Below are 14,068 nucleotides of genomic sequence, written 5' to 3' on the forward strand. Positions count from 1 at the left end.
TTTTTCGTCCGTTGCGAGGAGCTTAGCCATTGACCAGCAAGTCCTCGTCCACGCGCTGCGAGCGGCCCCATCCGGTGCGTACCAGTTGTTCGATCTGGCCCAGGGCCTCGTCGAGATTGGCCTTGCAGCGCTTGTGCGTCCGCGGTGTGCCGATGGCCTTTTCCAGCTCGTAGACGGTCATCATGCGCAAGGCGGCATGGCTGATCTCGGCACTTTCCAGGATCGGCACCGGCAGCAGGGCCGGCCCGAAGGTCTGCTCCATGATGGAGCGGACCATCTCGTGGCTGGGATCGTTGCCGTCGAACTTCGAGCAGATCAGGCGCACGAAGGAATAGTCCACCGAGATGCCCGCGCCCACCAGCTGTTCGAGCACCTGGTCCATCATCGAGAGGAACTGCACCGTCGAACAGAAGTCGGGCGTGGTGGCGGCCAGCGGCACGAGCAGCGCATTGGCGGCCTGCATCACCGCGAGCGAGATCGTGCCCAGCGCCGGCGGCGGATCGAGGATCACCACGTCATATTCGCGCGCCAGATCCATCAGGCCCTGCTTCAGCTTGCGGAAGCGTGCGGCCAACACCGACTGACCATCCGCACCCGCCGCGGCGAGTTCATATTCGACGTCGAAGAGTTCGAGGTTCGAAGGGATCAGGTCGACATTGGGCCAAGGCGTCCGCTTGACTGCGTAAAGCAGGTCGGCCTGGGTGGGGTCGATCGAGAGGTAGGGGTAGAGCGTCTCTTCCCGCGTGATGTTGAAGTGCGGGTTGAAGCCGAACAGCGTGGTCGTGGTGGCCTGGCTGTCGCAATCGACGACGAGCACACGGTAACCCTGCACCGCGAAATAGTGCGCAAGGTGCGTCGTGACCGTCGACTTGCCGACGCCGCCCTTGAAGTTCTGCACGGCGATCATCGCCGGAACATCGAGCGGCGCGCGGGCAGGGGAGGCGCCCAGAACTTCGCGCATGTGGAGCATTTCCTCCACCGTATAGCCCAGGCGGCGACCGTTGCCGGCGGCGGGCGGCGGCGGCAGGCGCCCGTCGTCCTCGGCCATGCGAATTCGGTTGGTGGAGCAGCCGAGCAGTGTCGCGGCCTCAGCAATGCCGAAACGAACGTTGAGGCCCTTGCGGCTTTCGGGCAAGAAGGCCTTGCGCCGCAGCCGTTCGATCATCTTCTCTCCGGCTTGCGCCATTTCCGAGATACGGTCGACTTGTGAATGCATGTCCCGCCTGCAAAATACTTTTGAACGAGTTTGCAGGTATATGCCTGAGGCGATGTTCAGTCGAGCGCAAAAATCCCGGAAAGCATGACTATCTGTGGGTTTCTGGGGCGTTGCGTCCGATCAGTGCGGCCATGAGGCAAAGGTCTCGGCAATAAACGGCGAAGCGGCGGAAGGATTCAATTGCCGGCCGCAGTGACGTACCGCGCGGTGTCACAAGGTGATTCGCACGCCGCTACCAGTCCGCGCCGTTGATGGTCTTGCCTGCGACTCTTTCCAATCGCCCCCGCTTGGCGAGGTAGAGCCGGGCGTCCGCCTCGTCGAGCAAGACGGTCAGATCCTCCCTGCCGTTGCTGGTCACGACGGTGCCGATGGAAGCGGTGATCGCCAGCGTCAGATCGCCCACCAGGAAGGGCTGGGCGATCGCCGCCACCAGCCTTTGCGCCAGGAACTCCGCTTCCTCGCCGCGGTGAAGGCCATATTGGAGCACGGCGAATTCGTCTCCGCCCAGGCGGGCGACGATATCTCCGCTGCGGATCGCCCCGCGCAGCCGGTCCGCCACGAGGGCGAGCAACATGTCGCCGATGCTGTGGCCGTAATCGTCGTTCACCGGCTTGAAGCCGTTGAGGTCCAGATAATGCACCGCAATCAGCCCGGAAGACGAGATGAGGCGCGTGTTCTCGTCGAAGTATTCACGTAAGGCGAGGCGATTGGGCAGGGCGGTCAGGCTGTCGCTGCGGGCCAGCGAGACCGAGAGCAGGCGTTTGCCGATCTCCGCCTTGACGATCTCGAAGCGCATTTTCAGCGCCTGCATCCCGCCGACCAGATAGGCCGCGGTGATCAGGGCCGTCCCTATATATAAAGGTGTGCCGTGCAGGGCGGCCGTGACGACGATCGGTCCCGCCGCCGCCAGCATCGAGAGATTGGCGATGGCCGGCCTTCGCCCGACGCCCGTGACCACGCCCGCGCAGAAACCCATGACGGTGCAGATCACCAGCATGTGCGCTTGCGGGTCCGGCAGGACGAAGACCCGCGCGCCGAAAGTCCCCAGCAGGATCGCGAAGCCGACATAGGGAACGGCAAAAGCCACTTCGAGCCGCCGCGCCTCGGCCTTGGCGATCACTCCGGTCAAGGCGCGTTGCCGGAAGCGCCGGGCCACCTCGATGCGGGCGATCCAGGTGAGCAGCGCGGCCGAGCCGACCAGCAGAACCGTGCGGTCCTCGCTGGAATGGTAGACGAGAACGAAACAGACGAGAAAGATCACCAGCATGTAGAGCGCCTGCGCGATCGTCTCGTAGAGACTGCGCACGAGTTCGACATAGGCCCGCTCCGCCAGGCTTTCGACAGGCACCGTCTCCGCGGATGACGTTTCGCCCGGTGACGGGGTCATGGCTCTCTCCCAATTCCGCTTTGCGGATATTCTCTCTTCACCTCGTTGAAATCGTCGAGCCCCTCGGTAGTTGCCCGGGGAGCGCCGACGGCGAGGCGACTGGCTGCTATACTTATAGCGCCGCGGGATGAACGGATCGCTTATCATTTCCGGGGTGGGGATGGACTTTGCATGTCCGCAGGAGCGGCGATCGGCGCCGAACGGGCAGGGCAACGCCTGCGTCCAGGGGCTAATTTGTAGCCGAAACGACCTATATCCGCTTTCCGGCACCTTGCGGGCCTTTCCCCGCCCGACAGGCGGTTGGAGCCGACCTGGCAGCGATTTGCGTAACTTGTCCAAGGTCGTTTTTGGGGCTTTCTTCGGCCCTCATAATCTTAGATAATAGCTATAAATCAACGAGTTATTGAATTCACTCCGATGATCGCCATCGCCGCGACCAATCCCGGCGAAAGCCCGGATATGGTTACCGATTTCCTGCCGGCCCTGCCGTTTTCCCCGCCCTGAAGCCGGCTTTGCGTAGCGCCGGCGACGGAGCTGCCCCGGCCGTGAGCCGGCAAACCCGCATAACCGCCTCGAAGCAGCCGCTCCGGCTCCAGTTCGGGATGCCGGGCGAGTCCATGTTCTTCATCTTGCGGGGAAAGCTCTTCCGACACTTCACTCCCGCAAACACCATCAGGCGATCACGAACCATGACGGCTTCGGCAATTCCCTCACCCCCAAGCCGGCCCCGGAGGCTGGCGCGAAAGCTGGGTCTGCTGATGGCGGGCCTCTTGCTTCCGTCGATGCCGTTCCAGGCCGCGCAGGCGCAGATCGCCGCGCCGTCTCCGCAGGCCCCGATCATCGACCGCGACCGTGTCGACCGGCAGGATCCCGACGTGCCGCGGGTGCCGGCGCCGGCGCAAGTGCCGCAGGCGCAAACCCCGGTGGTCGCCACGCCAGCGGCACCTTCGGGCGGAGCCGGCGTCGCGCTGACCGGCCTGCAATACGAAGGCTCCACCCTGCCCAAGCCGCTGCTCGACAAGGCCGTCGCCGCTTTCATCGGCGCCCCGTTGAACCGGGACAACCTGCAGAAGATCGCCAACGCCATCAGCACTACTTATGGGCAGAGCGACATCGCCTTCTTCGCGGTGTCGATCCCGCAGCAAGTGCCCACCGGCGGCGTGCTCACGGTCCGCGTGCTGGAGGGGCGCATCACCCGCTACACGCTGGACGGAAAGACGCGCAGCACGCCGACGCGCCTGATCGACGCGCAAGTGAAGCGCCTCCTGCGCGAGACGCCGACTCACAAGTCCACCATCGAGCGCACCATTTCCCTGCTGCGCGACATTCCCGGCCAGACCGTGCAGGCCAGCCTGAAGCAGACGCCGACCCCCGGCGAGCTGGCGCTCGACCTCAAGGTGGACCGCAAGCAAGTGGACGTGACGCTGAACGTCAACAACAACGGCATCGTCAATGTCACCACGGGCGTGCAGACCCAGCTTTCGGTCGCGGTGAACGGCGTGCTGCGCGAAGGCGATACCACGCGCTTCTCGGGGAACCTGCCGTTCAACCCGGATCGCTACCAGTTCTACTCGCTGAGCCACGCCACGCCGATCGGCTCCAACGGCACCACGCTGGGCGTCAGCGGCGCCTATGTCCGCACCAAGACGCGCGATTTGAACATCATCGGCGAAGCGAAGCAGGGCGGCATCGCCATCTCGCACCCGCTGATCCGCTCCTATCGCCGCAATCTCTCCCTGAGCCTTTCGCTCGACGGGACGAACAGCACCAATTACTTCCTCGATACGGCGTTCGGTGGTTTCAAGACGCGGGCTTTGCGGCTCGGCACGGTATGGTCGTCGATCGACAAGACCGGCGGCTATGCCATCTCCACCAGTCTGAGCCAGGGCCTGGACGCCTTGGGCGCGCGGCCGATCGAGGGCTATTCCGATGCCTCGTTCCGCAAGGCCAATGTGCAGCTCACGGCGATCAAGGAATTGACCAAGGCCGTCTCCGTCAAGGCCACGCTGCGCGGCCAATATAGCGGCGACCGGTTGCCGACCACCGAGCGCTTCCCCTTGGGCGGCGAGGGCGCGGGCATGGCTTACCGCATCGGCATCATCACCTCGGACAAGGCAGCCGCGGGCAGTGTGGAACTGTCCTGGCGCGTCGCGGGCAAGCCAGCGGGTGCCACGCGCGGCCTGACCGTCTTTGCCTATACCGATGGAGCGCTTGCGCACAGTTACGAGCGACCAGCCTACCGACTGGCGGCTCAGGACTTTTCGCTGGCGACCGCTGGTGCCGGGGTACGGGTAACGCCGGTCAAGGGCTGGACTGCGACCGCACAAATTGCAGTACCTGTCAAGTCTCCATCCGAGTTCTACAGTAAAAAGGCGCGGTTCTTCTTCAGCGTCAACCGGACGGTCTGATTTGCGCTTTTGCGTGTACGCAAAACGTCCGGCGCTCTCCGAGCTAGCCGTTTCACTGGATCATGAAATTCACGCGTCGAAGGAATGGGGCGGACTATGAAGAATGTTTGGGAAGTCTGGACCAGTGCGTTCACCGATGCCGAGTGCGAAGCCATCATCAAACGTGCCGAGGGATATTCGGAACAGGACGCAACGATCGGGTTCTCCGGCAACTTGCGCAGCGATCTTGGGCATCGCACTTCGACAGTCCGCTGGCTGGACGCCGGGCGCGAGAAGGACATCGTTTCGCGCGTCATGGATTTCGTCCGCCCCTCCAACCGAACGAACTTCGGCGTGGAGATCGAAGCGCCTTACGAACTTCAGTTCACGGAATACCGCGCGACGAACAAAGGGCATTACGATTGGCATCAGGACGTGTGGCTCGAATCCACCCGGCCTTTTGCGCGCAAGCTGTCTGTCGTCGTCCAGCTATCCAACGCTAGCGACTACAACGGCGGTGCGTTCGAGTTCTTCGGTATCGCCAATCCGGCCGAGCAATTCGCGCCGCGTGGCAGTCTGCTGATCTTTCCGTCCTTCCTTCAGCACCGCGTATTGCCCGTCATAGAAGGGACGCGGCGCAGCCTTGTCACCTGGGTCGAAGGCCCCAACTGGCGTTGATCCGGAGCGGCGAACGCGACGGGGCGGGCGTCGAGAGTGCCTGCAGCCGCACAGGGGACCGTAACCGCACCGAAGTGGTGCCATAACTCCGCCGATACGAACATTGTTTAACACCCGCTTTGCGAAAAGCGCGGATATGAAAAGGGCTTGGTCAGAGGTTGTGGAGAGTGACATGGGCGGGTTTGTACGGGACATTTTGACGACCTTGTCCTACGAACCTCATCCGGCCGAAGCGGCGGGCGTGGACGGTGAAGCGCTGTCGCGGCTCGATCAGCGCCTTGCCGGATTTGCGCAGGGCAGCGGCAGGGCCCGCACGGCGATTTCCATTCGCCCTTCCGATTGCAGCGTCTGGGATGGCAACCCGCGCGATGTGCCCGGCCTCTCGGCGGAAAGCTGCCGCTCGCTGATCGAATCGATCGCGCAGGAAGACGGAAATCGCATTCCCGTGCTCGTCCGCCACAATGCACCCGGCGCTGATTATCCCTATCAATTGCTGGTCGGCAGCCGCCGGCGCTTCTCGGTGGACTGGCTGAATCACAATGGCCGGCCGGAGATTCGGCTGACAGCGCTCATCGTTGATCTCACTGATGAAGAAGCATTTCGCCTCGCGGATATCGAAAATCGCGAGCGGGAAGACATCACCGAACTCGACCGCGCCCGCAGCTATCAGAATGCGGTCGACAGGTTCTACGGCGGGGTGCAATCGCGCATGGCCGAAGCGCTGAACCTGTCGAACAGCCAGTTGAGCCGTCTGCTGTCCCTCGCGCAAATGCCGGACGAAGTCGTCAATGCCTTTGCCACGCGTGACGAACTGCGGGTGCGCCACTCCGAAGTGCTGACGCCGTTGCTGCGCCGTGCCGAACAGCGGGAACGCCTGCTGGTCAGCGCACGCCTGATCGGGGAAGAGCAGCAACGCCTCGCCGCCGGGGGAGAGCGAATGATCCCGGCCGCCACCGTTCTTGCCCGTCTGAAAGACGCCGCCAAGGAAGGCGACATCCGGCGCGGCAACGACCGGCCCCTGGTTCTCGGCGATGCTCGCGTGGGCCGCATCCGGGCCGGAAGGGAAGGGCTGGCCGTGGACCTGCTCGTTTCCGAAGAAACCGACATCGACGCCTTGCTCGTTACCTTGCGGGACGCCCTGATCGACAGCCGCCGCCTTCTCTCGATAGAGCCAGAGCCGGCCGCCTGACCGAGCCGGCCATAGCGGCTTCCGTGGCCGTTCGCGGCGGTGAAGGGCAACTCGTTGGCGCTGACGGGGGGAGATCAGGTATTTCGTCACCCCTCAGGCGGGGTGGGATTTCTCCCTAATCTTTCAGCCTCTGGCTGGGCCGATTCGCCGGCTGACGGGCGGGTCTGCGAAGATGGCAGCGGTTGAATTCGTGGCTGACATATTTTCTCCAGCCATGACGGGCGCCGTCTTCGGCAGACTGTTCCAAACAATAGTCTTTTCGGTTCTAACCGCTCGGCAGGCGGTTTGGCCGACTTGCGCGCCTTGCGTGCTTCCTTCCCCTCCGATCCGACGATGAGCATGGCCTTTGCGTGGCACCAGGCCCGCAATGGCCCGATTTTCCGTGCGCGACAGCACCTTTGCTCATTCCCGATGCGGGACTGTCGCAAGTCCGGGATCGGCAGTTTCAGGCCGGTTCCATCTGGCCGCGAAGCGCCTCCGAACTGTGCCTAGGCTCCGACGCAGTGGGCATTTTCATGGAGGTTAACACGATGCCGCGTCAACAATCGCGCCGATCCGCCAGGCACCTTCTGCTTTGTGCGACGGCTATCCCGCTTCTTCTCCTGGGCGCCTGTGCCGATGGCGTCGGCTTCCGCGTCGGCGCGGGTGGCGGCGGCTCGCCCTCGGGCCCAAGCGGTCCAACCGGACCCACAGGCCCGACGAGCCCCACAGGCCCGACTGGCCCATCCGGCCCCAGCGGCCCTTCCGATCCCAGTGGCCCCACAGGCCCTACCAATCCGAGCGGCCCTACCGGTCCGACTGATCCGAGCGGCCCGACGGGTCCGGCCGGTCCGACCGGTCCCACAGGACCCACCGGGCCAACCGACCCCAGCGGTCCCGCTGGCCCCACCGGTCCCGACGGCCCAAGCGGTCCAACTGGACCAACCGGCCCAACCAGCCCGACCAGTCCGACTGGTCCGACTGGTCCAGCAGGCCCCACCGGTCCAACTGGTCCAACTGGTCCTACCGGCCCCGCAGGCCCCGCAGGCCCGACGGGACCGACCGGCCCGACCGGCCCGACTGGTCCCACCGGACCCACGAGCCCGACCGGACCCACGGATCCCAGCGGCAGCACCAGCTTCACCGGACCGATTGCGGGCGTGAACGTCGGCGGTGGCAGCCTGCTCGGCCAGAGCGGTTCGAGCACGCTGATCGACGTCAATGTCGCGCCGGATACCGCCTCCACCAGCAGCACCGGCTTGGCCGTCGACTTGCTCACCGGAGATGGCAAGGCCGTGCAGGTAACGCTGCCGACCACCGCGGCGCAGACCCAGCAGGCGCTCGCGCCGGTCGGTGCGTTGGCCGGGGCCCTGCTCGGCGATCAGGCCGGAACCACGGTGACGCAGCTCACCAACGGACTGGCGCCGACGGTGGCCACGCTGACCTCCACGGTGGACGGCGTCGCCTCGCCGCTGCTCGATACCGTGAACGGCGTGCTCTCGCCCGTGCTGGGTGAGACTGGATTGCTGGCCCCTGTCACCGGCCAGGTCGGCGGTCTCGTCGAGGGACTGACCGGCTCGCTGGGCGGTGCGGGCGGTCCGGCACGGACATATGACGGTCCGCTGCTCGGTGTCGACCTGGGCAACACGGCCCTGACCGGGGCGAGCACCGGCGACACGCTGGTGGGCCTCAATGTCCTCGCCGAAGGGGCTGGCCAGACCACGGGGCAGCTCGTGACGGCCAGTGTGCTGTCCAATGGCAACATCGCGGAATTGGGCCTGCCGACTACGGCCGAAGGCGTCGCTGCCGGACTTGCACCTGTCGGCAACCTGGCCGGTGCCCTGCTGGGTGAGCAGGCCGGCGGCGCGGTCGACCAGTTGACCAGCGGCCTCGCGCCGGTGGTGGCGCCGGTGACGGCCGTCGTGGACAGCGTGACATCGCCTCTGCTGGGCACCGTCAACAGCGCGCTTGGCGGCGTTGTCGGCGGTGTGACGGGAGGCGTGACCGGAGGATTGGGATCGGGTGACGGCGGCGCGGCAGCGGTGCTGGCCCCTGTCACCGGCGCGGTCGACTCGCTGGTCGGCGGCCTGGCGGGCGGCGCGACGGGCGGAGCCGGGGGCGTTTTGGCGCCGGTCACCGGACTTGTCGAAGGCGTCGTCGGCGGCTTGACGGGCAGCGGAACGGGGGCAGGCGCCGCCCTCGCGCCCGTGACAGGCGCGGTCGACACGTTGCTGAGCGGCACCAATCAGGGCGGCGCCCTGTCCCCGGTAACAGGCGCCGTCACCGGCGTGGTGCAAGGCGTGGTCGGCGGCCTGACCGGCGGCGCGCCCGAAAGCACGGCGCCGCTCGCTCCCGTCACGGGCGCGGTCAACGCGCTGGTGGGCGGTGTCACCGGTGCGGCAACGGGTGCCGGCACCGGAGCCGGGACCGGGGCGTCCAATGGTCTGGGCTCCGCACTCGCACCGGTCACCGGTCTCGTAGGCTCGCTGCTCGGGGGGCTTGGCGCCCGCACGAACTGATCGTCATGCGTGCCCGGCGCCCCACAACCCCATGGCCGGGCACGCGAACGACCCCCGCCTTCTGACCGAAGGGGGGTGGGGGAGAAGAGGCAGTCCCGGCGACGGGGCTGCCTCTTCGATTCTGGCCGCCCAAGCCGCCGCCCAAGCCGCCGCCCAAGCCGCCGCCCAAGCCGCCGCCCAAGCCGCCGCCCAAGCCGCCGCCCAAGCCGCCGCCCAAGCCGCCGCCCAAGCCGCCGCCCAAGCCGTCGCTCGATCCCCGCTACGGCCGCCGCTGCAAACCGTGATCAGGCCTATCGGGGGCTATCGAAACGTAACGAAAATGAACCGGACTGAGTGCTTAACCATAGGGTAACTTCCGCGGCCCGGTTTCCTCCCTCTCCCTTCCCAAGCCGCCGATTTTCCCCAGGTTTGCGTGAATTTCCGGTGCTTTGCGTGTTTGCGCAGACCTCTTCCGCGAATTTTCCGGCTTATTCCCGAACGACTTTCCGTTCTCCCGGCCCGCACGGATGCGGTCAGGTCCGAGGCGGCTGCTTCTGGGCGCGGTGCTTCGGCGGGGCCGACCTATCATCTCTTCAACAGGCCGATCGCGGCTGAGATCACGTTGGAGAAGACCCATGCCGACCCGTCATTACCCCTCGTTCAAGCGACACGCCCTCCTGGGCACGGCCACGATCCCGCTGCTGCTGGTAGCGGCCTGCACGAGCGGAATGGACTTCCAGGCCGGCACCCCTTCCGGGCCGACCAGCCCCAGCACGCCCAGCGGTCCCAGCACGCCTTCCGGCCCGAGCACCCCTTCCGGCCCGACGGGCCCTACGGGTCCGACCGACCCCAGCGGTCCCACCGGCCCGACCGGTCCCACGGGTCCGACCGATCCCAGCGGCTCGACCACCAGCTTCACCGGCCCGGCCGCCGGTGTCTCGGTGGGCGGCACCGATCTGCTCGGCCAGAGCGGATCGGGCACCCTGGTCAATGTGAACGTGAACCCGGACAAGGCGACCACCGACACGAGCGGCGTGACCGTCGATGTCCTCACCGGCGACGGCAAAGTGGTGCAGGTCACGCTTCCCACCACCGCGGACGATACCAAGCAGGCGCTCGCCCCGGTGGGCACGCTGGCCGGCGCCTTGCTGGGCGACCAGGTGGGCGGCACGGTGACGCAAGTGACCGACGGTCTCGCGCCAACGGTGGCCACGGTCACTTCGGCGGTGAGCAGCGTCACTTCGCCGCTACTCGACACGGTCAATGGCGTGCTCGCGCCGATCGCCGGTGAGAACGGCGTGCTAGCGCCCGTCACCGGGCAGCTCGGCGGGCTGGTCGACGGCGTCACCGGCAGCCTGGCTGGTGCAGGGGGGGCCGATGGCTCCGGCCCGGCACGGACATTCGACGGCCCGCTGCTCGGCGTCGACCTCGGCAACAATCCCGTCACCGGGCCGAGCAACGGCGATACCCTGGTGGGCCTGAACGTCCTGGCCGAAAATCCCGGCCTGACCACCGGCCAGCTGGTGACGGCCAATGTGCTCTCCGACGGCAAGGTGGTCGACGTGGCGCTGCCGACGACGACCGAGGGCGTGGCCGCCGGGCTGGCGCCGGTCGGCAACCTGGCCGGCGCCCTGCTGGGCGAGCAGGTCGGCGGACTGGTGGACCAGGTGACGGGCGGTGTCTCGCCGGTCGTCGCGCCGGTTACGGCCACGGTCGCCACGGTGACCGCGCCTGTCCTCGATACGGTGAACGGCGCGCTCGGCGGTACGCTGGGGCAAGTGACGGGCGGCCTTGGCGCCGGCACGGGCGCCGGATCGGTGCTGGCGCCGGTCACCGGCCTTGTCGAAGGCGTGGTCGGCAGTCTCGGCAATGCCGGAGCAAGCGGAAGCGGTTCGCCGCTGGCGCCGGTGACCGGTCTTGTCGAAGGCATCGTCGGCGGCCTGGCGCCGGGATCGACGGGCAGCGGCGCGGCAGGTTCGGTGCTGGCGCCGGTGACGGGCGCGGTGTCCTCGCTGGTCGGCGGGCTGACCGGCGGCCTTGGTGGCGGCCTCACGGGGGGCGCCTCGGGCAGCGCTTCCGGTGGGGCATCGGCAGGCGGCGCGCTGCTCGGCGGCCTGCTTGGCGGCGCGTCGGGTAGCTGACCCGATCCGGCCCCCGGCGCGGGATCTCCCCCACCCGCGCCGGCTGGGCCCAACCGCTCTCCCCCTCCCGGCGGTCCTTTTCCCCCGGCCGCCTTTCCCTCTCGAAGCTCTTGGACCCGACCGATGATCGACCTCGCCAGGATCAGCCCGCCCAACCGCTGCTGCAACACCCTGCTTGTCGCACGTCTCGACAATGCCGAGGCCATTGCCGCGATCCACGGCGAGGACGGACTCCGCGCCGCGATGGCGCATCTGGCCGGCGCGATCGAGCGGAACCTCAACCCGGTCCGCGTCCACAAGGCCGAGCGGGACCGGATGACCCTGCTGGCCCATGCGGCGATGCTCGAACCGGACTTCGTCTGCGCCCAGATCGAGGCGCTTGGCATGCAGCTTTGCCTGGACCCCCTGGTCCATGGCGCGGGCCGCATCCTGCTCTCGGTCTCGATCGGCCATAGCGACCCGGTGCCCGGCGTCCTGGGCGAAGACCTCTCGGCCGCGCTTGCTGCGGCCTGCGCCCGGCTTGAGCGACTGGCCGCGCCCGGCCATACGGCCAGCCTTCACCTGGCGAACGAGGCCAGTGCCCAGATGCTCGCCCGCTACCGTGACGACATGGCGCGGGCGGAGCGGCTGCTCGGCCAGATCGCGCGGGGCGAAACTTTCTTCGCGTGGCGGCCGATCTTCGATCCGCGCCATCCGGACCGCCTGTTCCAGCACGAGGCGCTGCTGCGCTATGCCGGGGAGCGGGGCGAGCAGTTCGACTGCACCGCTGCCTATGCGGCGCTGGAGCGGTTGGGCATGGCTCACCTGCTGGATCGCAGTCTGGTGCTCCGGGTGCTGGACGCCCTCGAAGCCGATCCGCACGCGCATTTGTCCATCGCGATCTCGCCGCAGAGCCTCTCCTTCGACCTTGGCGGCGCGGATGCGGCCTGGACCGACGTTCTGGCGCGGCTGGAGCGCCGGCCCGAGCTGGCGGAGCGGCTCGTGCTCGAATTCCACGAATCCGCTGCGTGCCGGTTCTGGCCGGGGACGCTGACTTTTCTCAACACCCTGCGCGAGCTGGGGGTGGGCCTGGGGCTATACGGATTCGGTTCGGGCCATGCTTCGGTGCGGCAACTCGCCGTGCTGCGGCCCGACCAGGTCAAGCTGGACAGCGCCTTTCTGCGTACCGCCTTCCTTTCGGAGCGCAACCGCGCGCGCGTCGGCCGGCTGGCGCTGGAAGCGCGCACGCTGTGCCGCACCGTGATCCTCACCGGGGCCGAAACCCCGGCGCAGATCCGGCTGGCAGCGGAGGAGGGCGTGGAATGGATTGCCGGTGCGCGGCTCGGCCGCGTCGGCACACGGCGGGTGTGGTCGGCGCCGGATCGGGCGGCTCAGGACCGGATCCCGCGGGCGCGAACGGTCAGCGCCCCTTCCGCACTCGAAACCGCCGCGCCCGAACCTGCCCGTTTCAGGCCGCTGTCCTGGCCGCTCGCGGCGCAGAGCCCCGTTTTCTGATCACCCATAATCAAACGAAAAGACTGGAAAGGAAGCCGAGATGACGAACGACAAAGTCCAGCACGCCCGCGAACTCCTGCGCATCGCGCTGGACATGCTCGACGAATGCGAAGCGCGCGTGAGCGGTGCTCTCGTGGCCGGCGCGCTCGATGCGCTGGGCGGTTCGCACGCGAAGACGCTGGATGATCTGCCGGCCGGCGCCCCGCCGATCGAGGCCATGGCCCTGGCGATCCAGCGCGGCCGTCCCGCCTACTCCAGCATCCGCAGCTGCGCATGACCCGGCCCCTCTATTCCGATCAAGGAGAGCATGCCGATGAAGGAGGCCCGATGAACTGGGGCAACCAGAGCCTGCCCGCCCGTTTCGAGCGCGATGCGCGGTCGAACCTGCCGCGCTTCAGCCTCCTGCTCGATGCGCAGGTACGGGCCGATGGGCAGGAAGCGGACGTGGTGGTGCACAACCTCTCCCAGGGCGGCCTGCTGGTCGAAAGCGACGTCGAGCTGACGGTCGACGATGTGATCGAGATCGACCTGTCGGAACACGAACGCGTGCGCGCCCGGGTGATGTGGCACAGCGAGAGCTTCTACGGCTGCCGTTTCGAGACGCCGATCTCCGCGGCGGTGCTGGGCGCGGCCCGGCTGCGCGCGGCGCCGCTCGCGGCCGAGGAAGCGGAAGAGGAGGACGCTGCCGATGCCGCGTCCGATACCGATGACGATGCGCAGGAATCGCTGGCCCGGCGCCTGCGGCGGCTGCGCAAGCAGAACGGCTTCAGCCAGGGCGAACTGGCCGAGCGGATCGGCGTCAGCAAGCCGACGGTCTGGGCCTGGGAGCACGGCCGCGCCCGTCCGCAGGATGCCCGCTTGAAGGGAATAGCCGAAGCGCTGGGCACCACGGTCGACGAACTGGACGGCCTGCCGCGCACCGATAACCTGGCCTTTCTCATGGCCCAATATCGCGATCAGATCGCGACCCACTTCAATGTCGCACCGGCGAAAGTGAAAATCGTAATCGAGTTCTGAATTCGATTGCAGGCATTTTTTTAAGCCGTTCGAACGGCTTGACGTGAAAGTTCGTGCATCCCGCTTTCATTTATTGATAATG

The 14,068-nt window shown here is 67.0% G+C and carries 10 protein-coding genes; 8 read left to right on the forward strand and 2 right to left on the reverse strand.

What is annotated here, in order from left to right:
* Positions 1-22: 22 nt before the first annotated feature.
* Together AC1VV3_RS22525 and AC1VV3_RS22530 are read right to left on the reverse strand one after the other, a co-directional pair.
* A complete protein-coding gene (locus tag AC1VV3_RS22525) occupies positions 23-1,216 on the reverse strand; it encodes an AAA family ATPase (RefSeq protein WP_132267795.1) in 1,194 nt (397 codons plus the stop codon).
* A gap of 232 nt (positions 1,217-1,448) precedes the next feature.
* Positions 1,449-2,603, reverse strand: coding sequence for a GGDEF domain-containing protein (locus tag AC1VV3_RS22530; RefSeq protein WP_134093296.1), 1,155 nt, complete (start codon positions 2,601-2,603; stop codon positions 1,449-1,451).
* 758 nt (positions 2,604-3,361) lie between these two features.
* On the opposite strand from AC1VV3_RS22530, the gene AC1VV3_RS22535 reads away from it, so the two are divergent.
* The 8 genes from AC1VV3_RS22535 to AC1VV3_RS22570 all read left to right on the forward strand — a co-directional run bounded on the left by AC1VV3_RS22535 (position 3,362) and on the right by AC1VV3_RS22570 (position 13,986).
* Positions 3,362-5,011: a ShlB/FhaC/HecB family hemolysin secretion/activation protein gene (locus tag AC1VV3_RS22535; protein ID WP_482962562.1), complete on the forward strand. Its 1,650-nt coding sequence runs from the start codon at positions 3,362-3,364 to the stop codon at positions 5,009-5,011.
* Positions 5,012-5,107: 96 nt separating this feature from the next.
* Positions 5,108-5,668 carry a 2OG-Fe(II) oxygenase gene (locus AC1VV3_RS22540; RefSeq protein ID WP_482962563.1) on the forward strand — a complete coding sequence of 187 codons (561 nt, stop codon included), beginning with the start codon at positions 5,108-5,110 and terminating at the stop codon, positions 5,666-5,668.
* A 172-nt stretch (positions 5,669-5,840) separates the two neighbouring features.
* Positions 5,841-6,857, forward strand: coding sequence for a ParB/RepB/Spo0J family partition protein (locus AC1VV3_RS22545; protein ID WP_482962564.1), 1,017 nt, complete (start codon positions 5,841-5,843; stop codon positions 6,855-6,857).
* Between the two features lie 1,139 nt (positions 6,858-7,996).
* Positions 7,997-9,355 carry a hypothetical protein gene (locus tag AC1VV3_RS22550; RefSeq protein WP_482962565.1) on the forward strand — a complete coding sequence of 453 codons (1,359 nt, stop codon included), beginning with the start codon at positions 7,997-7,999 and terminating at the stop codon, positions 9,353-9,355.
* 614 nt (positions 9,356-9,969) lie between these two features.
* The gene (locus AC1VV3_RS22555; protein ID WP_482962566.1) at positions 9,970-11,475 is read left to right on the forward strand and encodes a hypothetical protein; all 1,506 of its coding nucleotides are present in this window, start codon (positions 9,970-9,972) and stop codon (positions 11,473-11,475) included.
* A 123-nt stretch (positions 11,476-11,598) separates the two neighbouring features.
* Complete coding sequence (locus AC1VV3_RS22560) at positions 11,599-12,969, forward strand: EAL domain-containing protein (RefSeq protein WP_482962567.1); 1,371 nt, start codon at positions 11,599-11,601, stop codon at positions 12,967-12,969.
* A gap of 40 nt (positions 12,970-13,009) precedes the next feature.
* Positions 13,010-13,246, forward strand: a complete 237-nt coding sequence (locus AC1VV3_RS22565) for a hypothetical protein (protein WP_482962568.1) — start codon at positions 13,010-13,012, stop codon at positions 13,244-13,246.
* Positions 13,247-13,296: 50 nt separating this feature from the next.
* Positions 13,297-13,986: a helix-turn-helix domain-containing protein gene (locus tag AC1VV3_RS22570; protein ID WP_165921469.1), complete on the forward strand. Its 690-nt coding sequence runs from the start codon at positions 13,297-13,299 to the stop codon at positions 13,984-13,986.
* Positions 13,987-14,068: the final 82 nt, after the last annotated feature.

The organism is Novosphingobium sp. BL-S-34 (assembly GCF_056857015.1).

Bases quoted from the DNA above. Each gene is read 5' to 3' on its own strand.
- AC1VV3_RS22525 (WP_132267795.1), bottom strand. From the start codon at position 1,216: ATGCATTCACAAGTCGACCGTATCTCGGAAATGGCGCAAGCCGGAGAG.
- AC1VV3_RS22530 (WP_134093296.1), bottom strand. From the start codon at position 2,603: ATGACCCCGTCACCGGGCGAAACGTCATCCGCGGAGACGGTGCCTGTC.
- AC1VV3_RS22535 (WP_482962562.1), top strand. From the start codon at position 3,362: ATGGCGGGCCTCTTGCTTCCGTCGATGCCGTTCCAGGCCGCGCAGGCG.
- AC1VV3_RS22540 (WP_482962563.1), top strand. From the start codon at position 5,108: ATGAAGAATGTTTGGGAAGTCTGGACCAGTGCGTTCACCGATGCCGAG.
- AC1VV3_RS22545 (WP_482962564.1), top strand. From the start codon at position 5,841: ATGGGCGGGTTTGTACGGGACATTTTGACGACCTTGTCCTACGAACCT.
- AC1VV3_RS22555 (WP_482962566.1), top strand. From the start codon at position 9,970: ATGCCGACCCGTCATTACCCCTCGTTCAAGCGACACGCCCTCCTGGGC.
- AC1VV3_RS22560 (WP_482962567.1), top strand. From the start codon at position 11,599: ATGATCGACCTCGCCAGGATCAGCCCGCCCAACCGCTGCTGCAACACC.
- AC1VV3_RS22565 (WP_482962568.1), top strand. From the start codon at position 13,010: ATGACGAACGACAAAGTCCAGCACGCCCGCGAACTCCTGCGCATCGCG.
- AC1VV3_RS22570 (WP_165921469.1), top strand. From the start codon at position 13,297: ATGAACTGGGGCAACCAGAGCCTGCCCGCCCGTTTCGAGCGCGATGCG.